Origin of the sequence: Geobacter sp. OR-1, from assembly GCF_000813145.1 — a bacterium.
Lineage (GTDB): Bacteria > Desulfobacterota > Desulfuromonadia > Geobacterales > DSM-12255 > Geoanaerobacter.
This window is the reverse complement of sequence record NZ_BAZF01000033.1, coordinates 1-25,195: the sequence shown is the minus strand read 5'-3', so window position 1 is coordinate 25,195 and position 25,195 is coordinate 1. Positions and strand designations below refer to the sequence as shown.

The 25,195-nt window shown below is 52.6% G+C and carries 16 protein-coding genes, 2 tRNA genes and 1 pseudogene; 15 read left to right on the top strand and 4 right to left on the bottom strand.

Annotated elements, in window-relative coordinates:
* Positions 1 to 451, top strand: a pseudogene (locus tag OR1_RS19775) (cation acetate symporter); the annotation flags it as partial.
* A 120-nt stretch (positions 452 to 571) separates the two neighbouring features.
* Here OR1_RS19775 and OR1_RS19770 read toward each other — a convergent pair.
* Positions 572 to 647, bottom strand: a tRNA-Phe gene (locus OR1_RS19770).
* Between the two features lie 143 nt (positions 648 to 790).
* On the opposite strand from OR1_RS19770, the gene larA reads away from it, so the two are divergent.
* From larA to OR1_RS19700, 14 genes are all read left to right on the top strand, one after another.
* Positions 791 to 2,050 carry a nickel-dependent lactate racemase gene (gene larA, locus OR1_RS19765; protein ID WP_041974705.1) on the top strand — a complete coding sequence of 420 codons (1,260 nt, stop codon included), beginning with the start codon at positions 791 to 793 and terminating at the stop codon, positions 2,048 to 2,050.
* Positions 2,051 to 2,114: 64 nt separating this feature from the next.
* Complete coding sequence (locus tag OR1_RS19760) at positions 2,115 to 3,494, top strand: FAD-binding oxidoreductase (protein WP_041974703.1); 1,380 nt, start codon at positions 2,115 to 2,117, stop codon at positions 3,492 to 3,494.
* Between the two features lie 43 nt (positions 3,495 to 3,537).
* On the top strand, positions 3,538 to 4,806 hold the full coding sequence (locus OR1_RS19755; RefSeq protein WP_041974701.1) for a (Fe-S)-binding protein: 1,269 nt from the start codon (positions 3,538 to 3,540) through the stop codon (positions 4,804 to 4,806).
* A 294-nt stretch (positions 4,807 to 5,100) separates the two neighbouring features.
* Positions 5,101 to 5,664, top strand: a complete 564-nt coding sequence (locus OR1_RS19750) for a helix-turn-helix domain-containing protein (RefSeq protein WP_041974699.1) — start codon at positions 5,101 to 5,103, stop codon at positions 5,662 to 5,664.
* A gap of 107 nt (positions 5,665 to 5,771) precedes the next feature.
* Entirely contained in the window at positions 5,772 to 7,496 is a 1,725-nt protein-coding gene (locus OR1_RS19745; protein WP_041974709.1) for an acyl-CoA carboxylase subunit beta, read from the top strand.
* Positions 7,497 to 7,621: 125 nt separating this feature from the next.
* Entirely contained in the window at positions 7,622 to 10,501 is a 2,880-nt protein-coding gene (locus OR1_RS19740) for a biotin carboxylase N-terminal domain-containing protein (RefSeq protein WP_041974697.1), read from the top strand.
* Positions 10,502 to 10,719: 218 nt separating this feature from the next.
* Positions 10,720 to 11,355, top strand: coding sequence for a dTMP kinase (locus OR1_RS19735; protein WP_041974695.1), 636 nt, complete (start codon positions 10,720 to 10,722; stop codon positions 11,353 to 11,355).
* Between the two features lie 48 nt (positions 11,356 to 11,403).
* The gene (locus tag OR1_RS19730) at positions 11,404 to 13,059 is read left to right on the top strand and encodes a methylmalonyl-CoA mutase (protein WP_041974693.1); all 1,656 of its coding nucleotides are present in this window, start codon (positions 11,404 to 11,406) and stop codon (positions 13,057 to 13,059) included.
* Positions 13,060 to 13,141: 82 nt separating this feature from the next.
* Positions 13,142 to 13,540, top strand: a complete 399-nt coding sequence (gene mce, locus OR1_RS19725) for a methylmalonyl-CoA epimerase (RefSeq protein WP_041974691.1) — start codon at positions 13,142 to 13,144, stop codon at positions 13,538 to 13,540.
* 527 nt (positions 13,541 to 14,067) lie between these two features.
* Positions 14,068 to 15,426: a hypothetical protein gene (locus OR1_RS19720; RefSeq protein WP_041974689.1), complete on the top strand. Its 1,359-nt coding sequence runs from the start codon at positions 14,068 to 14,070 to the stop codon at positions 15,424 to 15,426.
* Positions 15,427 to 15,653: 227 nt separating this feature from the next.
* Positions 15,654 to 17,138: a VCBS repeat-containing protein gene (locus tag OR1_RS19715; RefSeq protein ID WP_041974687.1), complete on the top strand. Its 1,485-nt coding sequence runs from the start codon at positions 15,654 to 15,656 to the stop codon at positions 17,136 to 17,138.
* A 148-nt stretch (positions 17,139 to 17,286) separates the two neighbouring features.
* The gene (locus tag OR1_RS19710) at positions 17,287 to 18,603 is read left to right on the top strand and encodes an ATP phosphoribosyltransferase regulatory subunit (RefSeq protein ID WP_041974685.1); all 1,317 of its coding nucleotides are present in this window, start codon (positions 17,287 to 17,289) and stop codon (positions 18,601 to 18,603) included.
* A 13-nt stretch (positions 18,604 to 18,616) separates the two neighbouring features.
* Positions 18,617 to 19,909 (top strand): adenylosuccinate synthase, encoded by a 1,293-nt coding sequence (locus OR1_RS19705; protein WP_041974683.1) that lies wholly within the window; start codon positions 18,617 to 18,619, stop codon positions 19,907 to 19,909.
* Between the two features lie 54 nt (positions 19,910 to 19,963).
* A tRNA-Lys gene (locus tag OR1_RS19700) sits at positions 19,964 to 20,039 on the top strand.
* Positions 20,040 to 20,125: 86 nt separating this feature from the next.
* On the opposite strand, the gene OR1_RS19695 is transcribed toward OR1_RS19700, so the two are convergent.
* The 3 genes from OR1_RS19695 to OR1_RS22950 all read right to left on the bottom strand — a co-directional run.
* A complete protein-coding gene (locus tag OR1_RS19695; protein WP_041974681.1) occupies positions 20,126 to 21,364 on the bottom strand; it encodes a site-specific integrase in 1,239 nt (412 codons plus the stop codon).
* 655 nt (positions 21,365 to 22,019) lie between these two features.
* Positions 22,020 to 24,890, bottom strand: a complete 2,871-nt coding sequence (locus OR1_RS19690) for a phage/plasmid primase, P4 family (protein ID WP_041974679.1) — start codon at positions 24,888 to 24,890, stop codon at positions 22,020 to 22,022.
* Positions 24,884 to 25,195: hypothetical protein (locus OR1_RS22950; protein WP_041974677.1), on the bottom strand; the 312-nt coding region annotated here is incomplete at its 5' end. The genes OR1_RS19690 and OR1_RS22950, both read right to left, overlap by 7 nt.

The following is a 25,195-nucleotide window of genomic DNA, read 5'->3' as shown; positions in this document are numbered from 1 at the left end:
CGTCATGTCGCTCTTCTGGAAGAAGTTCAACACCGGCGGCGTCATCTCCGGCCTGTTGGTCGGTACAATCGCCTCTATCGGTCTGGTTATGGTATCTCCGAACATGACCTATCCGAACAAGGTTGCCGATGATGCGAAAAAGGCCTACACCCTGCTTGAGAAAAACCTTGCCGAAGGCAAAATAGCCCCGGCAGCAATGGAAAAGACCATGAAGACCATTGAAGAGCAGAAGGGGATCGAAGCCAAGAACCGTGGCGGCAAATCGGTAATGGGCCTCGACAAGCCGCTCCTGAAGCTCAAGAACCCGGGCATCATCTCCATCCCGCTCGGCTTCATCGCCGCTATTCTCGGCACCCTGGCTTTCCCGAGCCGTCGCTCTGAAGAGATGTGGGACGAGATCTATGTTCGTCAGAATACCGGCATCGGCATGGCAAAAGCCGTTGACCACTAGTTGATCGACACAATTCAAATGTAATTGTATGGGGGGGCAATGTCCCCCCTTTTTTTGTATTTTGGGTGGTGAAAAGAAAAAGGCTTCGCGGTCGGAGTCGCGAAGCCTTTAAATGAATTATGGTGCCCAGGGACGGAATTGAACCGCCGACACGTGGATTTTCAGTCCACTGCTCTACCGACTGAGCTACCTGGGCGAAGAAGTCATATCTTATAAATTGAAGAGGGTCAGATGTCAATAGTTTTTGCTTTGGGTGGTGCATTAAAATGCATCTTGTGTGTAATGTAAAAGGGATAATTCCTTGCCATCATTGGCACACTTAGTTATTATCAACACCTTATGAAGCTGAAATACGGCGACACATCATATGATATGGAAATCTCTCCCGAGCGGCTGCGCGGCGAGATTGCGGCTAGCCCGGCTGTCCCTGCCGCATCTTCGGAGGAGTTGGTGTCCGCGGCATTGAGCGGTTGCGACGCCGTCATCGGGTCATTCAGGGCAAGCGACCGGGTGGTGATCATAACCTCGGACATCACTCGCTATACCGGCAGCGAGGTCTATCTACCGATTCTTGTTGATAGGCTGAATCGCGCCGGTGTAGACGATTGCCGGATCGAGATAATCATTGCCCTGGGTATCCATCGCAAACAGACCGAAGCAGAGCATCGGAAGATACTCGGTTCGCTTTACGGCCGGATCAAGGTGTCAGACCATGAATGCGATGACCCCGGAAAGCTGGTTTACCTGGGGAAGACGGCAAGCGGTTTAGAAGTCGAGATCAATCGGACCGTAGCAGAGGCGGATCGGGTCATCCTTACCGGCACCATCGGGTTTCATTACTTTGCCGGGTTTGGCGGCGGACGCAAAAGCATATTGCCGGGAGTAGCAAGCAGGAAGAGCTGCATGGCCAGTCATTTTGCCGTGCTGAATCCGGGAGCAGGCGCAGGGAAGAACCCGAAGGCAGTTACCGGCAACCTGGACGGGAATCCGGTCCATCAGGCCATGGCCGATGCTTGCGCCATGGTGGAGCCGGCATTCATCCTCAATACCGTTCTGGGGCCGGGAAAACGGGTCATTGCCTGTTTTGCCGGTGACTGGCGCGATACCTTCGCTGCCGGTTGTCGCTATTACGGGGAGCAGTTCAGTTATCCGCTCAAGGAAAAAGCCGAGCTGGTGCTGGTTTCGTGCGGGGGATTTCCCAAGGACATAAACCTGATTCAGGCACACAAGTCGATGGAGTACGGAAGTCAGGCGATCAGGGATGGTGGTGTCATGATCCTGCTTGCTGAATGCCGGGACGGGTACGGCAATGCCACTTTTTTCGACTGGTTCCGCTATCAGGAGCTGTCGGCCTTTGAATCAAGGCTGCGCTCCCATTACGAGATCAATGGCCAAACCGCATACTCCCTGCTCTGGAAGGCCCAGCGTTTCCGGGTAATCCTGGTATCGGCATTGCCTCCCGAAGAGGTCCGTACCATGGGGATGACGCCGGCACGGTCGCTGGTCGAGGCGATGACCATAGCCGAAGGGATGCTGCCGGATGATTTTACGGCCTATGTCATTCCGGAAGGCGGCACGGTGTTACCTGTATTGTTGTAGGGGCGAACCGCGTGTTCACCCTGATCATGGGCGATGACAAGCATCGCCCCTACAAGGAAAATGAATGCTCGCACAACAGATTCTTGATGAACTGAAAAATATCGTCGGGGCTGACAATGTGGCCACCGACCGGCAGGACCTGATCTGCTACGGCTACGATGCGACCCAGATGGAGTTTCTCCCTGACGCCGTGGTTCACCCCGGAAGTACTGAAGAGGTGGCGGCGGTTTTGAAACTGGCCAACGCCAAGAGGTTTCCGGTCTTCCCGCGCGGCGCCGGAAGCGGGTTCACCGGCGGCGCACTACCCAAGGGCGGAGGCATTGTCCTGGTGGTGACACGGTTGAACCGGATACTGCGCATCGATACGGAAAACCTGATCGCCGAGGTGGAGCCGGGGGTGGTCACCGAGCAGTTTCAGCTGGAGGTGGAGAAGCTGGGGCTATTCTATCCGCCCGACCCGGCATCGCTCAAGTTTTCCACCCTTGGCGGCAACGTGGCGGAGAACGCCGGCGGCCCACGCTGTGTCAAATACGGGGTTACCCGCGACTTCGTCATGGGGCTGGAGGTGGTGCTTCCAACCGGGGAGGTCATCCGCACCGGAGGCGAGACCTACAAGGGTGTTGTCGGGTATGACCTGACCCGCCTGCTTTGTGGCTCCGAAGGAACGCTTGGCGTGATCACCAGGATCATCTTCAAGCTGTTGCCACTGCCGGAAGCGAAAAAGACCATGCTCACCATCTTCGACTCCATCGACGGCGCAGCCAAGGCGGTCTCCACCATTATCGGCAACAAGATAATTCCGACCACCCTGGAGTTCATGGACTACGCCACCCTGCAGTGCGTCAACAAGCGCTTCAGTTTGGGGATACCGGATAACGGTCGGGCGGTTTTGATCATCGAGGTGGACGGCGACCGGGATCTGATCGAAAAACAGGCGGCCCGGATTCAGGAGCTGATCAAGCCGCTGGGGCTCGTGGAGTGCAAGGTGGCCAGGGACGCTGCCGAGTCCGAAGCGCTCTGGAAGGTGCGGCGCTTGGTGTCGCCCAGCTTGCGGGATGTGAACCCGGACAAGTTCAACGAGGATATCGTGGTGCCGCGCAGCAAGGTCCCGGAAGTGATCAGGGTGATCGAGAAGATTCAGCAGAAATACGATATCCCGATCGTCAATTTCGGCCATGCCGGCGACGGCAACATCCATGTGAATGTGATGATCGACCGAGCAATTGCCGGCCAGGAGGAAAAGGCCCATGAGGCCATTGCCGAGATATTCCAGGCAGCGCTGGATCTGAACGGGACCATGTCGGGCGAACATGGCGTTGGCCTTGCCAAGCAGCCGTACATCCACCTGGAACTCAAGCCGGAGCAGGTCATGGCGATGCAGGCGATCAAGCAGGCGCTTGACCCCAACAACATCCTCAATCCAGGCAAGATGTTCCCTGTTTGAGTGCTAGCAATAAAGGACTGTTACTGTGAGTAAACCAGAAAAAATGGATGCACTTATACGGGTTGAAAACGAACTGAAGAAATGCGTCAAGTGCGGCGCCTGCCGCGCCCACTGCCCGGCATTTGCAACGTTCGGCAAGGAACCGGCGGTGGCCCGGGGCAAGGTGGCTCTGGCCCAGCACCTGCTCAAGGGCGACATTGAGCTGGACGATGCCACATATGGCGCCATGTCCAAGTGCCTGCTCTGCGGCAGTTGCGTGGAGAAATGCCCCAACGACGTGCCGACGGATGAGATCGTCATGGTGGCCAGGGAGGCGTTGGCGGGCCAGCGCGGGCTCACGACCTTTCACTCGGCAGTCGGACGGGTGATCAACAACCGGGCGCTGATGAAGTTCGGCGCGGCAGCGGCGCGCATCCTGGGGCCGCTCTTCTTTCGCAAGGTTCCGGAGACCTCGGGCCTGCGGCTCCGTTTCCCGCTCCCCTTTGTGGGGGGCAAGCGACATATCCCGCCCCTGGCAAAGAAACCGTTTCTGGAGCGTCACCCGGAAGTGCTTCCAGGAGAGCCGGGCAAGCCGCGTATCGTCTATTTTGTCGGCTGCATGACCAATTTCTGCTATCCCCAGGTTGGAGAAGCGGCCCTGGCGCTGTTCCGACATCTCGGGTGCACGGTGATTATCCCGAAGAACCAGCAGTGCTGCGGGTTGCCGGGCATGTCCGGTGGTGATCTCGATACGGTAAGGGAGCTGGCGGAAAGGAATCTGGCCGAGCTGGAGCGTTTTGAGGCCGACTACATCATGACCGCCTGCGCCACCTGCGGCGGGGCACTGCACAAGTTCTACCCCAATCTGGTCGGCAAACGGCACCCGGAGCTGGCGGCCCGGCTCAAGGCCATAGCCGACAAGACTGTCGATGCAACGCAGCTGCTGCACAAGCTGGGTCTTAATCCCCAGGAAACCGGAGCCGGCAGCGATGTCAGGATCACCTATCATGATCCTTGCCATCTGCGGACTCGGGCCATCACCCGGCAGCCGCGGGAGCTGCTGGCCGGGACGCCTGGGATCGAGCTGGCGGAGATGGAGGGGGCCGACAAGTGCTGCGGCCTTGGCGGGACCTTCAACGTCTATCACTACGAGAGTTCTCTGGCGATCAACAAGATGAAAAGCGCCGCAATTATCAGGACCGGTGCCCTGGCAGTTGCCACCGGCTGCCCCGGCTGCATGATGCAGCTTTCAGACGGCCTGAAACAGCACGGCAGCGCCGTTCAGGTAGTGCATACGCTCCAGGTCCTGGCGCGGCGGCTGCTTAAATCCTGAGCAAACCAAAAGCTGTTCCCCATTCCCCGGCTACCCCTTCCGGAAGACTAACAAATACCGGCAGGGGTCGCTCCTCTCATTAATCCCGAATTGTGTTGCCATATTAAAATTTTATTGACACTTGCCAGGTCTATCAGTATTTTTTAGCACGAATAAAAACCAGTTTGATTTTACTGTTTATCGTCCAGTTCAGCGGTAAAGTATAAATCCCAGCTCAAGCGCCACAGGATCCTTGATTCGGATCGGTCGCGTGTCGTCAGACGGGGTTTTTCGCAGGCCGCCATCGGTGCATACATGTCAGATTACAATATTGGGGCTAAGATCAAGAAGCTCCGTCTTGCCAAAAAACTCACCCTTCAGGCTGTGGCCAAGGAGACGGGTTTTTCGCCCGCTCTCATATCACAGATAGAGAACAATAACGTATCGCCCCCCATAGCAACTCTCTCCAAGATCGCCAACTTCTTCGATGTTAAGATCGGCTTGTTTTTCATTGAAGATGAAGAGGAGTGCCGTTACGAGGTGGTCCGCAAGGGGGAGGGTAAACTCATCCCCCGCGTCATATCGCGCTCCGGAACGAGCCAGGGATACTCCTACGAATCCCTCTCATTCCGCAAGCAGAACAAGAAGATGGAACCGTTTCTTCTCACGGTTACTGAAAAGGCCCATGAAGAAAATACTTATAGCCATGACGGTGAAGAGTTCCTTTTTGTTGTTCAGGGTAACGCCGAACTCCTGCTCGAAGACGAGCGCATCTCTCTGGACGAGGGGGATTGCGTCTATTTCGATTCTTCTCTCAGGCATCGGCTGCTGTCGAAAGACGGGAGCGAAGTCAAGGTTCTTGCGGTTGTCACCAGATAATTAATTTGAATGGTTCCAAGTTGGAATTTGGGTTGTACTGATGATGAAAGTTTTTTCTTCAGGAGGAACTGCAGTGAAAAATTCAATGTACCGGAAGGATGGCAAAGATGTCTAAAAGCGCAATCAAACCATCACTAAAAAACCCGTTTGACCCGCCCGAGGTGGTTGAATTCACCATTCCAGGCGAAATCTCAAGAACGACCGGCGGTTATGAAGAGGCGATGAAAGAAGGGTATGACCTGATTCAACGCCCAATCAAGTCGGTAAGTATCGATCAGATTGAAAAGCAGCATTTCAAGAAAAGGATGACGGTATGGGAAAGGCTGCGCGTCCTCTCCGACAAAGCCCCGAACGTCCTGTACCAGAACTGGGGCAAGAACCTAGACGGCGCCTCTCTGGTCACTGCAATCCTCAATATCGGCGGCCGCGACGTAGCAGTCTACGGCCATGATTTCACGGTTCGCGCCGGTTCCATTGACGCTACCAACGGCAACAAGCTGGCCCGGCTCTTCAACATGGCCGGCGAAAAGGGTATCCCGCTGATCGGTATGAACGATTCTGCCGGCGCCTTTGTTCCTGCCGGTGTCGGCGGACTCGACGGTTATGCCGAGGCGTTCACCGCCCTGCGTAAAATCAGCGGCGTTGTCCCATCGATCATGTGCATGTTCGGCTTTAACGCAGGCGGCGGCTCCTATCTCCCCCGGCAGGGCAGCTTCGTCATCCAGCCTAATGACACCTTTTTCGGCCTTACCGGGCCGGGAGTTGTCAAGTCGGTTCTTGGTGAGGACGTAACTCCGGAGGAACTTGGTGGACCCAAGGTTCATGGACGTTCCGGCGTAGCCGACCTTACAGTTTCCGACGAAGTGGCCGCTCTTCGTACCGCGGTACGGCTGCTGTCCTATGTCCCGGACAACAACAGTATCGCACCACCCATCCAGGAGACCTCTGATCCGCTTGACCGGAAGACTTGGGAGATCAATACCCTGCTGAAGAAGGCATTCAATTCGCCGACCGGGTTCAATACGCCGTTCGACGTTTCCATCATAATTCAGCAGATCTGTGACCACGGCGATTACTTCGAACTGCAGCCGGAACGGGCTAGGGAGGTCGTTACTGCTTTTGGCCGGCTTGGTGGCCATGTGGTCGGTTTCTGTGCCAACAATTCAGCGGTCTCCTCTGGCCAGATCGATTGCGATTCTGCAGTGAAAATCGCCCGCTTTGTCCGCTTCTGTAACATTTACAATATTCCGATCATCTTCATGGAAGACACCACCGGCTTCCTGCCCGGGCGTGAGCAGGAGGCCCGCGGGATTGTCCAGGCCGGCCGCTCCATGCTCGACTCTATCGTCGATGTCCGAACCCCCCGTATCCTCCTGATTCTGCGCAACGCCTACGGCGGCGCCTATGCCTCTTACAACAACTATCCCACCGGCGCCGACCTGGTTCTGGCGCTTCCGACCACCCGATTGGCCGTAATGGGGCCTGCCGGCAAGGAGTTTGTCTACAAGGACGACCTCCGCAAGGTGCGTGCTGCTGCTGCCGACATGCTCAGGAAGGGAACCGAGGAGCGGGTAAAGGCCGGAATGGAAGGCGGCGCCGCGAAACAGGATGCCGAAAAGGAAGCGGCTGAGTGGCTTAAAGGCCAGGAGGCGGCCCTGAATCAGCGTTACGAAAAAGAACTGATGAACCCGAAGGAGGGTCTGGCCCTGGGTTCCATCTCCTCCATCGTAATGCCGACCGACCTGCGCAAGGTGCTGGGCGAAAACCTGCACTTCCTGCTGCGTCACTACAAAGCAGGACCGATGGGCGGTCCGCAGCGCGAGTTCCATTAGGAGCGTGTCCCCCTTTCAAAGGGGGATTTAGGGGATTTTACGGTATGATGCGCGTCAGATCCCCCTGGCCCCCTAAGTGGGGAATAGAGTTCAACAATATTCGAATGAATTGGAGATAGATACCAATGACAGACCTGTACAAAAACAACCCCCTGATTCATCGGGACCGCCGACTGGGCCAGTCCCCCTCCGAATGGGTCCGCTCATTCGCCTGTGAAGACCTGAAGCCGCTGATCGTCTGCCGTGGCCCGATCCGTAAAGAGGCCATGGATGTTTTTGAAGAAATGGGGATCACCCATTATGGCATCCTCCTCTCCGAAAAGGACTCCATTGTCTACGCCAACGCCCTGGCTCCGGAACTGCGCCAGTTGACCGATTCCACCCGCGTCCACCGGGTGCCCGACTATACCGGCGCCAGCAAGGAGGAGCGGGTCGAGCGGATCGGCCAGATCATTCAGATTGCCAAAGACAACAATTACGACTCAATCTTCGCCGGTTACGGGTTTATGGCCGAAGACGAAGAGTTTGTTGCCGAGATTGAGAAGGCGGGGCTCGCATTCATCGGTCCGAATTCCCGCACCCAGGCCGACGCCGGCAAGAAGGACGAGGCCAAGCGGACCGCCTTGCAGGTAGGGGTCAGCGTCACCCCTGGCATCAACAACGTCACCGCCCGGACGCTGGTTAAAAAATATTCGACCCGGGAAAAGCTGCTGGCCCTGGCAAAATCCGAAGGGATCGAGCTCGATGCCAAACTCGCCAAGGATACGAAGATTTCCCTGGAAGACCTGGCCGACGAGATCCTCTATGCGTCCTATGAAAAGGGGCTGGACCTGTACTCCATCGAGGAACTCTCAGCCCAGGTTCAGGTTGAAGTGGAAAACATGTTCAAAGAGTACCCCGGCAGCCGGATCCGTCTCAAGGCCATTGGCGGCGGCGGCGGCAAGGGACAGCGCATTCTGGGCGCTTCACTGCTGACTGCCAAAAACCCGACGGCCAAGCAGGTCAAGGAGGCGGCCGCCGAGGCCCCGACCCTGGTGCGCGAGGTCCTGAACGAGGTTAAGGCAAATGGCGTGGGGGATAACAAGAACGTCCTGATCGAGCTGAACATCGAACAGACCCGACACAACGAAATCCAGCTGCTCGGAAACGGGGACTGGTGCGTTTCCCTGGGTGGCCGGGACTGCTCTTTGCAAATGCATGAGCAGAAGCTGCTTGAGATCTCCGTCACCCAGGAAGGTCTGGCTCTGGCCATTGAAAAGGCCAAGCAGGCCGGGCGCAAGGCAGAGGTAAAGGCTCTTGAGAGCGATCTCAAGGTTCTCAAGCGGATGGAAGAGGACTCCACCAAGTTCGGTCAGGCCGTTGGCCTCGATTCCGCTTCGACCTTCGAATGTATCGTTGACCGGGACCGCTACTATTTCATGGAGGTCAATACCCGCATCCAGGTGGAGCACCGGGTTTCCGAGCTCTGTTATTCCCTCAAGTTCACCAACCCCAAAGACAAGAACGACTTCTTTATTGTCGTGTCACTGGTCGAGGCGATGGCGCTGCTGGCCCGTCACAAGAAGCGGCTCCCCAAGCCGGAACGGATAGCGCGTTTCGGCGCCGGTGCTGAGGCCCGTCTGAACGCAACCGACTGTTCCCTGTCGCCGCATGCGGGCGGCATGATCCGGTACTGGTCGGCACCGATCGAAGGCGAAATTCGCGACGACCAAGGGATCTGCATGGTCAACCCGGACACCGGCATGTTCATGCGTTACAAGGTGGCCGGCGCCTATGACTCCAATATCGCCCTGCTTCTGACCAAGGGGGAGGACCGGCTCGCCAGCTACGAGCACCTGTCCAGGGTGCTGGGGAAAACGACTCTGCGCGGCTCGGATATGGCCACCAACCTTGAATTCCACTACGGACTGGTCAACTGGTTCCTCGGCCAGAACGTCATGGCCAAGCCGACCACCCGCTTTGTCGTGCCTTATCTGACCCTGATCGGCCAGTTGAAGGAAGAGGCGGGAAAGCTAGATACCGTGGCGGCGTTTCTGCAGTTGAAGAAACATTATGCCAAGAAGATGGCCGAGCAGTTCCCGGACGATCCGGGCATCGGCAAGACCATGTCGCAGATCCTCGACCGGAAAGGAACCCTGGTTACCCGGCCGATGGACAAGCTGCTGGAAGATCCGCACCTGCTTTCCGGCTGGCTCTCCATCAACCGGAGAAACTTTACCATGGAAAAGGGCAAGGTGGTTTGGCACGACAATCCGTTCGTAATCCTGGCCGACACCTATGAATATCTGAACATGGCTTTTGACCCGACTGCTCCTGCAGCCGAGGTGATCTGGAGCCACGACAACGATCTGCTGCAGAAAGGGCTGCGTTTCTATGCAACGCTTTCCGGCCGGTTCAATCTCGGGATGCATGAATTCGACAAGCTGTCGGCGCTGTTGGCCAAGGACAAACCGCAGGACGGCTTCTCCGCCGAACAGTGGGCAGAGGTACAGTCCGCCCATATGGGGTTCGAGGCCGGCCTGGAACTGCTCGGTATGCTCTTCCTCGTGGCCGATAATACGAAGTTCTGGGATTTCAAGGTAGAGGACGATCTTGAAGTTACTATCCCCGCATATCTCCACGACACAGAGCTGCAGGCCCGCATGAAGAAGATCCTTGTCCCGCCGCCGGCCACCAAGGCCGACGAAATCGTCGCCATCTGCGGCGGCATGTACTATGGCCAGGAAGCACCCGGAATGCCGGCGTTCGTTCAGGAAGGGATGCATTTCGAGAAGGGCCAGGCCCTGTACATCATCGAGGTCATGAAGATGTTCAACACTGTTCGGGCTACCTTCTCGGGCACCATTGATAAAATCATCATGCAGGGCGCGGACGGCAGCATTGTCCAGAAAGGGCAGCCGCTGTTCAAGGTCACGCCGGACGAGAAGTTCGTGGAAGTGGATCCGGATGAGATCAAGCAGATGAAGCGTGAGAAGACCATTGCCTATCTGAAGTCGATAATATAACCGTGGTGAGAATAATGCCGTTCCCAGGGAAGGCAGTTTAACACCCGGAGCAATTGCAGTTTCAGCTGACCCTGCCTTTCCGGGCAGGGTCAGCTGATATGCGGGGCGCGCGGATTTATCGTTTAGCCAGGTTGCAATTACAGTGGTTCGATGTTTGAATAGCTGTGGTACTGCGGCTGCCCTGCCGGATGAACTACATAAACGCTCAGGAGGATATCGTGAGAAAAGGTAAATTCATAGTTGTCGAGGGGATCAGCGGCTCCGGCCAGCAGGTCAAGGCAGCAATCGTCGCTTTGCATAAGGCGCTGGTCGAACTGAAATATGATGTGGTCGAATGTGCAAACCCTGATTCCGGTAGAGTACAGGAGCTGGGTATGGCGTCCATGATCAACTGGCCGTTCGGTAAGAATGCCCGCGCGGACTTCATTTTTGAAGGTGCGGTCCGGACCGAGGTGTTCAAGAATATCGTTTCTCCTGCCCTTGAGCAGGACAAGATCGTGCTCTGCAAGCAATCGAGCATATCGTCGTTGGCAAACGCCTGGGTGAGCGGTTACACAAAACATTTTGACGTCCTGAGGCATCTGGATAAGATTTCCCGGGGCTTCCTCTTTGAGGACGAAATTTTTCCGGACCTGACGATTTTCATCGATATCCCTGCCGAAGAGGCCTTTGAACGGATTGAGGACGTACTTGAAATCCATCACGAAGGCGGTCTCGAATATTATCAGAAGATGAGGGAGTTTTATCTCAAAGAGATCTCCCGCTGGCATGGGGCAAGGGTAGACGCGTCGGCAGGGAGAAATCCCGACGATGTTAACGCGGACGCGTTGGCGCTGGTAAAGAAGATCCTCTGATCCCGGGTATGGCCTGGTGTAATTTACTGCATCTGAAGGAGTGTATGAATGAGTATTTGCGACCAAAAGAAGGCCTGGACGGAAACCGTTGTGGCCAAGAACATTGCCAAGGCCCCGGAGAGAAAGGCCGACTTCCGAACTACGTCCAATATCGAATTAGACCGGTGCTTTGCTCCTGATTTTGAATATCCGGCCTACGAGGAACAACTCGGGTTCCCCGGCCGGTATCCGTTTACCCGCGGCGTCCAGCCGACAATGTATCGCGGCCGATTCTGGACCATGAGACAGTATGCCGGTTTCGGCACCGCTAAAGAGTCCAACGAGCGTTACAAATACCTGCTGCAGGCCGGACAGACCGGCCTTTCCGTTGCTTTCGATCTTCCGACCCAGATGGGCTACGATTCGGATGCCGGCATGTCTGCCGGTGAAGTCGGCAAGGTTGGTGTTGCCATCGATTCGCTCGCTGATATGGAAATACTGTTCGACGGCATCCCGCTCGACCAGGTATCGACCTCGATGACCATCAACTCCACTGCCGCGATTCTCCTGGCAATGTATATTGCCGTTGCGGAGAAGCAGGGGGTATCGGCAGACAAGATATCGGGAACGATCCAGAACGACATCCTCAAGGAATACATGGCCCGCGGCACCTACATCTACCCCCCCAAGGAGTCGATGCGGATCATCACCGACATCTTTGCTTACTGCAAGGACCATGTGCCCAAGTGGAATACCATCTCCATCTCCGGTTATCACATTCGCGAGGCCGGTTCCTCAGCGGTGCAGGAGGTTGCCTTCACCCTGGCCGACGGCATTGCCTATGTCGAAGCGGCCATCAAGGCCGGGCTTGATGTGGATGAGTTCGCTCCCCGGCTGGCGTTTTTCTTCAACGCCCACAACAACCTGCTGGAAGAGGTCGCAAAATTCCGCGCTGCCAGAAGGATGTGGGCAAAGATCATGAAGGAGCGGTTCAAGGCCAAGGATCCGAAGTCCCAGATGCTGCGCTTTCATACTCAGACTGCCGGTTGCACCCTGACTGCCCAGCAACCGGACAACAATATCATGCGCGTCACCATTCAGGCCCTGGCTGCGGTACTCGGCGGTACCCAGTCCCTTCATACCAACTCGCGCGACGAGGCATTGGCGCTGCCGACCGAGGATTCGGTCCGCATTGCCCTTCGGACCCAGCAGGTAATCGCCTATGAATCCGGAGCGGCTGATTCCATCGATCCGCTCGCCGGGAGTTTCCTGGTCGAATCACTCACCGATCAGATCGAAAAGGCCGCTTTTGACTACATCGACAAGATCGACAAGATCGGCGGCGCAGTTGAGGCCATATCCAGAGGATTCCAGCAGAAAGAGATCCAGGATTCGGCCTACGCCTACCAGAAATCGATTGAATCGACAGATCTGGTGATTGTCGGCGTCAACAAGTTCACCGTTGCCAACGAGACTGCGCCGGAACTGCTCAAGGTCAAAGAAGAGGTGGAAATTGCCCAGAAAAAGGCGCTCGCCGCAATGAAGACAAAGCGTGACGATGCCAGGGTCAAGTCGGCGCTGCAGAAGCTTGAGGCGGTTGCCAAGGGTTCCGACAACGTCATGCCTGCCATTCTCGAAGCAGTAAAGACTTATGCTACGCTTGGCGAGATTGCGGATGTGTTCCGGACGGTCTTCGGCAAGCATACCGAGACCGTTGTGCTGTAACTTCAGATCGATGCCGGGGGGGCTCCCCCGGCATTCCTCCTGCCACTGTTCTTGCTGTCAATTCAATCGTCAGGGAGTGCCAATGCTTTCGAAAATTAATCATATCGGCGTCGCTGTTTCTTCAATCGACGAGGCGCTGCCGTTTTACCGGGACCAGCTCGGGATGGTGTTCAAGGGGCGTGAAGAGGTTGCAGAGCAGAAGGTCACTGTTGCGATGTTGCAGGTTGGCGAGTCGAAGATCGAGCTGTTGGAGCCGACATCTCCGGAAAGTCCCATCGCCAGGTTTCTTGAGAAAAATGGACCCGGGGTCCATCATGTTGCGTACGAGGTGGACGACATCGAAGCAGCCATTGCCCGCCTCAAGGAGCAAGGGGTGAGAATGATCGACGAGACCCCCAGAAACGGGGCTCATGGTACTCGAATAGCCTTTGTTCACCCGAAAAGCAGTATCGGAGTTTTAACCGAACTGTGCCAGGTTTAGTATTAGCGGATTGTAATTATGCAATTTCAGTAACATTGTTTGAAAAATCGCTTGACTTGCGTTTGAAAATTTGTATATTTATGACTCGATTTTAAAACATTGAATAGAGTGCTTTTTCAGGTTGAACGACTGCCCGAGCCGCGACAGCTGCTGATGCAGTGACTGTTCATGATGAAAAATGAATGCAGGTGCTTGACAGATGGAATAATGCTGTATAAACTTACGCAAAATTAACGGTTCATGCAGATGACATACACTAGACAGACCACACATAAGAGGCCGCAGGCTTTGAAGGTGCAAGCTGACTGTTATTCAAGCTTCTGCAGGCGTTGTATTGCGAAGATGCCCGATTCGTACGGAATGAAGTAGTCCCAGTGCGGTGTCGGGCTTTTGATTTTCCACTTTACCGCATGTCATAGCAGTCTCATGTCCATGAACGAAAGGTGGTGATTGACGTTCCTGTAAGAACCGCAGCATGCAGCACTTATATTACATGAGTTTTTATCAACCATGAAGGAGGTATTACAATGAAGAAGAAATTGGTCGTAGCAGCTACCGCCGGAGCACTTACCCTTGCAGCAGGACAGGCATTCGCCCTTGAGAACGAGTTCCACGGGATGATGGCCGTACGCGCATACAATTCGAACTACCTGGCAGGCACTGCGGGCAGACTGAACATTGATGGCGACACCAAAACAACGAGAAACTGGGTTGAGCAGCGGACACGTCTTTTCTACAGCGCCAAGGCAAATGACAATCTCAAGCTGGTTACCGGTTTCGAAATCGATTCAGCATGGGGGAATTCCTCCTATACTACCGGTCGTGGTCTCGGTGGCGCCCTCGGCTCCGATGCTACCAACCTGGAAACCAAGTGGGCCTATCTCGACTTCAACGACCCGTTCGTGGGCGCAAACTTCAAGGTTGGTATTCAGGGGCTGAACGACAACTATAAGAGCCTTATCGTCGGCGCCGGCGCAGACGCCGCTGGTATTCTGGCAAGCAAGTCCTTTGGTTCGGCAACCGGCACCTTCGGTTACTTCCGGTTTGATGACCGGAATACCGGAACAGCCACAGCCGGCAAGCAGGCTCGTGACTTCATGATGATTGATGGAAACTACGCGGTGTCCAAGGACGTCAAAGTCGGCGCATCCTACTACTTCCTGAATAACGATAATGTTGCCTCCACTGGCGCAGTCCCGTCCGGCACTTTTAATGACTACACCGTCCACTTCCTCGGCACAAGGGCTTCGGCAAAGGTCGGAATAGCCGATATCGACGGCTTCTTCGTCTATGAGTTCGGTAATGCGGCAGCAAACGCCGCCTCCCGAGGTGTACATATCAATGCATTTGCCGGAAACCTGGCCACCAAGATCAAGGCCGGCCCCGGCAACGTGAAGGTCAGCGCCCTGTATGTGAGCGGTACTGACACAGGTTCAGGCTCGGGCAACCAGTTCATCAACGTCGACAATACCACGAGCGCTGCATTTGCCGAGAACGCTGTCGGTGCCATGGGTAACGTTTGGCTGCTGGTCCGCAATCCCAAGGAAACCACCAACGAGCAGGCAATTGTTGCCGAGTCCGGCAACAATAACCAAGGTATCGTAGGCGGCTCGGTCGGCTATGACCTGACAGTAGGCAAGGTGTTCGGCAACGCCAACGTTGGCATGCTGGCCACTGCCAAAGAGCAGACCGGCAGAGAGAGCCGTTACATGGGTACGGAAATCAACGCTGAAGTCGGCTACAACCTCTTTGACAACATGAGCGTTCTCGCCCGTGCTGCCTACGTTGTGCTTGGCGACTACTACAAGAACAAGAGCACTTTGGCTGCTGGCACCGATCCTGCCAATCCTTACGAAACCCAGATCGTTCTTAGCTACAAGTTCTAATATCTGGAAGGTGGGCGCTTCTTTAGCGTCCTGAGCCTGACACTGGGGGGAGAGATAATCTCCCCCGTTTTTTTGTGCCTGAATAGCCACTCGTCAGGTTTATGCGTAATCTGGATTTGGTATTGTTGCGGTTAATGTGCTATGGTGTTGCGAAATTATTTGCCCATCTCAATGAAATGGCTCCACCGTTCAGTCGCATGATAATATTAGGGGGGGGTAACTGCCTTATGAAAAAAACCGGTTATCGATTAGTGATTATCCTTTTCTCGATGTTGTGGGCGCATTCTTCCTGGGGTGCGCAGGTTAAGGCATATGTCTCTTCATTTACAGTATCCGGCGCTCAGAACAAGGATGAACTTAAGCCGGCCCTGCAGACCCTGCTTACGTCCCGGTTGAATAACGATATGGTAACTACGGTGGAATCCCCGGAAAAGGCCGATGTTACTGTTAACGGCAGCTATGTTGTGTTCGGAAAGGTTTTCAGCATAGATGCGGCGGCGAAAGGCCGCACAGGAGAAGTGGTGGCCCGGGCGTTTGTCCAGGGAGAAAGCCAGGATGAGCTGATTCCGGCTATCGGCAAGCTTGGGAAGATGCTTGCCGATAATATTGCCAGGAATTATCCGCAAACCTCTGCGCTCTCGGCTCCCCTACCCGCGCCTAAAGCCTCGCCGGATATCGTCAGGAAAGAGGCTGTCGCTGCCCCTACTGCCGACATAATTACTCCACCGTCAGTTGAGCGGCAAGCGGGCTCTTCCCTTGTCAGCCAGCGGATAAAAGGGATGATGTCCTGTTTTGCGGCAGGCCGGACTCTGGCAAACGGTGAACGGGAGTATTTTGTGGCCGGGGGCAACACCCTTCAGTATTACCGCAAGGGGAAGGAGGCGCGTCTTGTTGCCGAAACGGTCCTTGACATCAATGATAAAATCCTGAGTATCGATACGGCGGACCTTAATGGCGATGGCATCCCGGAGATCTACGTCACCGTCATGAACAACAACGCCCTGGTTTCACAGGTATGGGTTCTTGCGGAGAACGGGCTGAAAAAAGTCACTGACAGGCTTCCGTACTTTTTCAGAGCAATCGCTCTTGATGGTAAAGATAAAAAGATTTACGCGCAGCAGATGAATATTGATGATGACTTCTATGGAGAAGTCTTCGAATTAGGAAAGACCGGCGAGAGCTATGAACTGAAATCCCCATTGAAGCTCCCCAAACAGGCATACCTCTATAATTTCAATAGATTCACTGACCCAAAAGGGAATAGTTATTTCGTTATCTTCAATAGGGACGGTTATCTGCTTGTCTTTTCGCCGGAGGGGGAAGAGCTCTGGCGAAGCAGCGACAAATTCGGCGGTTCCGAGTTATATTATCAACGCTCCGACCGTTCTCCCAAGTCAGGTTGGACTGATTCGCGGTATGTTTTTCTGGACCCGCGCATATTCGTATCAAAGAAGGGCGCTGTTATTGTACCGCAGAACAGCGGCTTCTGGGTTGTCGGCAACAGTCGCTCCTACTCGAAGAATTCCGTGTACGCCTTTACCTGGAGCGGAGCATCGCTTGAAGAAAAATGGCATACCAGGCAGAGTCAGAATTACTTGGCAGATTATTCGTATGATGATGGTACTAACGAGCTGCTCTTGCTGGAGGTAGTTAAGAAAGAGGGCCTTTTCGACAACGGCGCCAGTGCGGTTTCCAGCATTAAAATTGAATAGGATGCCCAACATCTGTTTCTGGGGCTTGGTATGCGCCAATAGCCGATGGCCTGGAATTGTATTCCGTTGACATCGGCACGGTATGTTGCTAAATTCAACTGCTTTTACATGTTGTTACAGAGTTACGAAGAAGAAAACCCAGACAACAATGGTCACTTCCTTGATAGATCCCACATTAAAAGAAACTCTTTTGCCCAAAGGCGTAAACGATTTTCTGCCGGAAAAGGCTGGTAAGATCGGCTATATCGAAGGTAAGATTCGCACGGTTTTTGAGCTATGGGGCTTCAGGCGTATAATCACCCCTCTGCTAGAATTCCATGATGTGATCTCCTTAGGTATGGGAGAAGACCTGAAGTCGAAGGCGTTCCGGTTTGATGACCGTCAAACCGGTAAATTGCTTGCTATCACATCGGATATTACTCCGCAGATCGCCCGTATTGTGGCGACACGAATGCATGCTTACCCATTGCCGCACCGCATTTCATACCAGGGCAGGGTCTTGCGTCATGCCGAGTTACAGTCGGGGCGCAGCCGCGAGATTTATCAGTCGGGGGTGGAGCTTATCGGGCTTGATTCTCCTGAAGCCGACGCCGAAATGGTCGCGATGGCTGTCGAAGTGCTGCAGGGGCTCGGCATCGATGAATTCAAAATTGACATCGGGCAGGTCGATTTTTTCCGCGGTATCATGGCTGCGTCAGGGCTGACTGAACCGGAAAAACGCCTCCTGCGCGAGGCTATCGGCAAGAAGGACGTTTCTGCTGTCAGCGCAGTTCTTGACAAGACGAATGTCTCCGCTGCGGCGCGGGATGAAATCGCAATGCTGCCGCGACTGTTTGGCGGGCGGAAAGTTCTGGATAAAGCTGCAAGCGTTGTCACAAACGACCGCTCCAGACGGGCGCTCGACAATATCGCGCAGGTTCTTGACATACTCGACATTTACGGTGTATCAGATTACCTGACCATAGATTTGGGAGAAATTCGGGGACTCGATTATCATACCGGGATCACTTTTGAGGGTTTCGTCAACGGTGTTGGCGAAGCGGTTTGTAGTGGCGGACGCTACGACGACCTCACGGCAAGGTATGGATTTGCCGCCCCTGCCACCGGATTCGCTTTCAATGTTCTGACGCTCCTTTCCGCTCTCGATAAGCGCCCAGAGGTTGAAGCCAGCAAAACGAGGGACTTTCTCCTGTTTAACCTCAAGGATGATCGCCGTGAAGTGCTGGGAATAGCCCAGAATCTTCGACGCAAGGGTTTTTCAACTGCACGGGATATCATTCGCCGTGATTATGCAAATTCGCTGGCTTATGCGCAGCGGATGAATATTTTGTATATGATGGTTATCGGTGGCCATTATTGCACCGATGATGAAGTCTATATTGTCCGCGTCGCTGACAACAAAAGCATAAAGGTCAACAAGGCCTGCCTGCTCAGCGATGATTTCTGTCTGAATATCGATCCTTAACAAGGAGAAATTAATGGCTAATGTTGTGGTGGTCGGCGCCCAATGGGGCGACGAAGGTAAAGGGAAGGTCGTCGATATCTACACGGAAAATGCAGATGACGTAGTCCGTTACCAGGGGGGAAACAATGCCGGGCATACGCTGGTAGTAAACGGAGAGAAGATTGTCCTGCACCTGATCCCTTCCGGCATTCTGCACGAAGGCAAGCGTTGTGTTATCGGGAACGGAGTCGTTCTGGATCCTGAGGTTTTCATTCGTGAAATCACGAACCTTAAAGCCAAAGGGAAACTGCAGGACGACTCGGTACTGCGTTTAAGCGAGTCGCTGCATATCATAATGCCCTATCACAAGAGGATCGATATTGCCAGGGAGGCAAAAAGCGGCGAAAAGAAAATCGGCACAACCGGGCGCGGGATCGGGCCCGCCTATGAAGACAAGATCGGGAGACGCGGCATTCGCCTTATGGACCTGATCGACCCGCAGATCTTTGCCCGGAAGCTTAAGGAGTTTCTGGTCGAGAAAAACTTTATACTGGAAAAATACCTCGGTGAAGAGCCGTTCGATTTTGAGCAGGTATATCAGGAATATTGCGGCTATGCCGAAATCCTGCGCAAGTATGTCGATGACACGACCTTGCTTCTGCACAGGGATATAAAGGCCGGGAAAAAACTGCTTTTTGAAGGGGCGCAGGGGACGCTTCTGGATGTCGATCATGGCACGTATCCGTTTGTTACTTCGTCGTCTACTTGCGCAGGGGGTGCTGCAACCGGGAGCGGCGTGTCACCGAGAGAGATTCATGAAGTGATCGGAATCTCAAAGGCCTATGTAACGAGGGTTGGCGGCGGACCTTTTCCGACCGAGCTGTTCGATGCCGATGGTGAAAAAATCCGCCAGATCGGGAGCGAGTTCGGGGCAACTACCGGCCGTCCGAGACGTTGCGGCTGGTTCGATGCGTTAGTGCTGAGATACGCGGTTCGGGTCAATGGCCTCACTGGTGTGGCTCTGACAAAGCTCGACGTTCTTGACCAGTTTGATAAGATCAAGGTCTGTACCGGCTATTCGTACCAAGGCAAGGTTCTGGACGAATTGCCGGCAAACCTGGAAGTTTTTTCGCAGTGTCAACCCGTTTACGAGGAACTTGCCGGGTGGAATGCGGATATCTCCTCGGCCAGGAGCTTCGGGGACCTGCCTGAAAAGGCGCAGGCCTATGTGAAGCGTCTTGAGGAGCTGATCGGCTGCCCTATCGTGCTGGTTTCCGTCGGGCCTGGGCGCGAATCGACGATAATCTTAAAAAATCCGTTTAAGTGATATTTTTCTTGACGAAGGTCGAATAATCATGTAAATAGAATTTCTTGTTTTAACGAGCCGCTAGCTCAGTCGGTAGAGCACCTGACTTTTAATCAGGTGGTCGTTGGTTCGACCCCAACGCGGCTCACCATAAAACTCAGGGGGTTACAGTTAATTCTGTAACCCCCTTTTTCTTTTTACGGGTCATAGACGGGGCAAGAGCTATTTTGCTTCTTCCTATAGTGCTGAAGAATAAGAATTTTCCTTGACCATTTCACGGTCCGCTGAACAAATAGCATCCTGCAAGCTCCTCCCCACAATTTCGCTCGATTGACGTAAGGTTCCTTGTAATAAATGTGAATAAACGCGCTGTGTCACCGTGACGTTGGAGTGACCTAGTAGATCCTTAACTTGATAGATGTCCACACCTGCATTCACGGCCAAAGATCCAAAAGTTCTTCTGAGATCGTGCGGGGTCAGATCAGAAATGCCTGCTTTATTGAGAATCTTCTGCAAAGGTTTCCTTACATCCACAAGATGACCACTACCGCAACGCGCAGGAAATACCCAAGGACATTCAGGTTTAGCCTGTGAACGCATTTCCTTCAAGAGTTCAAGAGCCGGACTGTTCAGTGCTACCGTTCGAGTGCGACCATTTTTTGTGTGAAGTAGTCGAACAGTCCCACTTTCGAAGTCTACCGATGACCATCTAAGGCTAAAGACTTCGGATTTGCTTCTCAATCCTGTAAAGATGGCGCATTTGATGGCCCTTACAGGAACCGTCTGCTTTTCAGATTTGAGAGCATGGAGAAACTGGTTCAGTTCTTCACCTGATAAAAATCTGAGGCGAGGACCAGCTTCCCGATACTTCTTCACACCCTTGACTGGATTGCGGTCAATGTATTCGCTGAGTATTGCATGTGAGAATATTTTTGAAGTTAGCGCTAAATACCTGTTAGCCGTGGCAGCAGAACTTCTCTTGTAAACAGCCGAATGTACCATCATTACGTCTCTGGCCGTTATCTCATTGAGAGGGATATTGCCTAGCATCTGACCAATCTCACGTTTGCACCGTGCTTCATCATCCTTGTATGATCGTTTGTTGATACGAGCCCATGGTAAGTAGTCGGTAGTAATGAAGTCGTTCAGTATGGGCATATTTCTGCGACGATTGCGTTCATCGGCAGGGTCAAGGCCACGATCTAACATGTTACGGGCTTGATGTGCTAGCTGTTGAGCCTCAATTATACCCATACTTGGGTATGTCCCTAGGCGCAGCATCCGTTTCTCCCCCCTAAAGCGATACCTGTACCACCAGTACTTTGATGAAGAACCCACTGCCAACTTAAGATTTGGGATCTCGGTACTATATTCGGTCATTGCTGAGGCGGAGTTCTTGTTATGCGGTGTAAGGGCGTCTATCTGCTTATGCGTCAATTTGAGTTTTTTATTTGGTACTTCGGCTATTTGTGACATTTTCGTTCTCCAGTTAGTAGAAATAAAAAAGGCGAGAAGATAGCTTCTCGCCTGTAGGACCAACTTTGTGGTCAACGGTCATTTAGACTTTTGGTCAAACTGTCTGCTGCTTTGAATTACATGGAATTAGTAATTGTGACTGAAACCTCACGGTCCGTTCTCGGGGCAAAAGAAATGATCATTTTCAACGACAGAAATCGGATCAATGGCAATCGCCGAATTCTTTGATCTGCGCTGCTGTAAAGTGGTTTGAATTATCTGGATAAAGGTTTGGTTCAATATCCAGAACGACACTATTTACGCGGTGTACATCCTAAATTCGAGCAAAATTTCTGAAACTTATTGAAATGTAAGTATTTTTATGTTTGGTGTCTGTCTGGGACTGCTTGCGGCGACCGAGTGCGTAGTGGTAAAATTGGGGAAATTGATCCCGCCCCCTTTCGGTATCAGGGAGTTCCGAGACGTGACAGTCATAGTGTTTCAATGTGTGGGAGTCTGCCCCACCTCGAAAGCGCACTTTACCCACTCCAGCCGATGAAATAGAAAGATAGATGCAGCTATAGTGTAGAAGGAGATAAGGAAGCGCTTTAATGGAAACGGTCTATGGTTTTTTTGAAAAAGGAGTACAGGATTATCAGAACAACAGAAGGTAGAGCTAGTAGGGAACTTCCAATGATTCAGACTCAGTGGCCTTAATATCAACACCTTTGAAGATATCATAGCCGTCTAATTTAGCAAAAGAAATGCCCAGACCAATGTTGTGATCGAGTAATTCCTTAACCGTACCTTTGGCGAAATGATGTCGCCCGTTTTCTCCACACCAATTCTTGTACTGCTTATAAAAGAATGCACGATTGATCTTGCTTTTACTGTTCAATTCGCAACATTCAAAAATGAACTCCTCTAGCGAATTGCTGTTACGCCGCCATTTCTCCATGAGCCGCTTATGAGCTGATGAAATAGTGAATGACTTATTAGCCATAAGGCGTTGTGCCCCCAACATTGCCCAATACGCAATACCAGGAAGTTCACACTTGATTATCCGATTAGCAAGATCAGGGTCTAACGGCAACCCACTCTTAAGACGGCTGTTTGGAAAGTCAACTAGCAGCCATCGAGCGAAGAACGCTTCGCTGTGGTCAACTGTGTTAATCAAATGATTCGACATGAAAAGATGGGTGGCCTCATTGACAAAAGATATCGGACGATGAGAAGGATGTCTTCCGGTGAGAAGGTCTTGGCCGGTTACAGTCTTGAACGCCGCTGCAGGTATGGATTTGTTGTCAGGTAATTCCCCAACGACATTCAGACGAGCACCGACCAGTGTAGCGAGATAGTACTCATTTCCCCAATTGAACGGGGATACAGCTGTTACAAATGCTTTTGGGACCAACTCCCTCAATATCCTTTCCAAAGTTCCTTTGCCAGCGCGTCCATATGGCTCATAGAACAGCACAGCTTTATGATACTTCGCCATGATACCGAACATGACGGCTCCGGCAATCTCTTGAACGAGGATAAGTTGTTGTGCTTCTTCAGCAGGGTCACTAGATGCAAATGTGTCATGCAGAAAGTTAATGAACATTGGCGTTTCCATAGGTTCAGGAGTAACATCGATCTTAACGCGCTGGAAATGTGAAGGGGATAAAGGTGAAATTATAATCTCATTCTCTTTGATCTGGTAAAAACCACTCGGACAAGCCAGCCCAACTGGTGCATCCACAAATGGACAGTTTCCGGAGCAGAGCGAGATTGCATGTTGAGCAATGCCAATATAGTCAGAATTACGCTCGCAGTTCTCTTTGCCATCATGTTCGGTAGCGATCATGCGCATCAACATTTCCGTTGGATAATTTACCCATATGCCTTCTTCAGAATCGGCTACGAACAGACTGCCTGCATAACCAATGGGAGCGTATTCCCCAAATGTCAGTTTATCGATGATATCGCTGGCGAATCCGTGATGAGTTTGGGTGACGGTGCTTTTAGTGTCATGTGATTTGATCGCTGTATCAAGGGCTCCGAGAGCCACATCTTTATTCACTTTCTTCAACTCTGATCGAATACGTTGAAAGTCTGCTGGATTTTGCCCACGGATGACTGCAAGCGCCTTGATGGCCTCTTTTTCAAAAGGAGCCCCGCAATCCTCTTGCACCTTGAGCAACAAACTTTTTGCAAGGCTGGTCGCTCTAATGACTTCGAGTTCATCACTGCAAAACTCATTTAGCCAATGGGTGACACCGGTTCCAGTGTCGAAAAGGAATAGATTACCGTTCTTTCCGGTGCTGATGAACGCAGCATAGCTTGATGATTCCCGGAATGGGGTTTGACACCGTATTTTCCCAGTAATGCCATGCTCTACTAATTCTCGTAGTTTCAGCACTCCCTGATTTTTTGTCTCTATTTCAGTATCTAAAGTCAAATCTGATGTCGCAATCCTAAGACCATTGCTTCCAGATGAGACATGCATCTGGATACCGGCTTTTCGTGTGATATCACGAATAGTATGTTCGTCTGGGAGGGTAAGGACTTCTGTATTGAAGGAATCTATCTCATCTTTATGAATATCCACTTGCAAGGCTTCTACAATTAAACCCTCACTGACAACCGGTTTACCAATGAATACAAGTCGTCCAGTAGACCAAACACTGGTATCAATGATTGTGGTGAGGCTATGGCCAACAACGGTATCCGGTTCAATGCGACTATATCTTGGTTTCATCCACGTCATTCCAGCTTGAGCAGCATATATGAGCATTGCCGTCCGACATCGCTCAACATCTAGGGGATTTGCCACTTTAATCCAGAGATGCCCATTACCGGCCCCGACAGGTTTTCCTTTATGAATAACTCGTGCAGATGTTGAGGCGATTCGGCAATAGGAAAGATTTTTCATCCCTGGCAACATTTCAGCGACATAATCTCGCCATTCCTCAAATGAAATGTTCCTGAACCGTTCAGGAGTGTGTTCGTCGATATCCCTATCAAAGTACTGCCAGCAAGAAGGCCGGACATTTTCTTTGAACCGGCCTATAGCTTTATAACTTTTGCCATCATAACTGATGGAGTGTATTCCTTTTTGTTCTTCACGATTGTCTTGAGGAATTCCTGTCTTATTTTCAAGCTCTTGAGAAGATAGGATGAGAAATTCCTCTCCAATATCAATTCCATCGAATGATGCGTTGATAATGGCGGCATTCGAGTCATTGCCTACTTCCTTCATCAAGGCGGCCAACTCTTGATGAGTATCCACCTGACGCATGACAGCAATCCCCAGAGAGATACTGACCATTGACTTCTTGGAAATGCTTCCGTCAGGGTTGATCGTGAATTCCTTGCCGAGAGAGTTTTGAGGGTCACGGACAACCGTAATGATCGGATTGACATTTGTGTTGATGCCCGTACCTTCAGCAGGAACTTTGATTATATCCTTAGTTGGCGGCTTCCAGTTGGGTGGTGGCTTTAATCCGTTGGCAGATGGCACTACTTTGGGTTCTAGATCGTGAGAAGATAGCGTTCTTACCATTGCAACGCTTCCCTCAACTTGTCCCCATACACGCCATCACCACAATTCTGGCAGTAGACAAAAATAGGGACGTGTTGGAGGATATTGCAAAGATCGCGGTTGAGGTCAGGGTCAAATTTTATAGTGCAGCGGGTTGCCCCAATAACTACAAAATCCTCCAATGATCCGATTTCTCGATGGCATGTTTTGCATGTCTCCACAAACGGCCTGAAAACAGGGGGAACAAAGTACATAGTGGAGCGATAGTCCGACATCAGCACGCTCAATTTGGATGTTCCCATGGCTTTTTCTTTTACAAGCGCCTC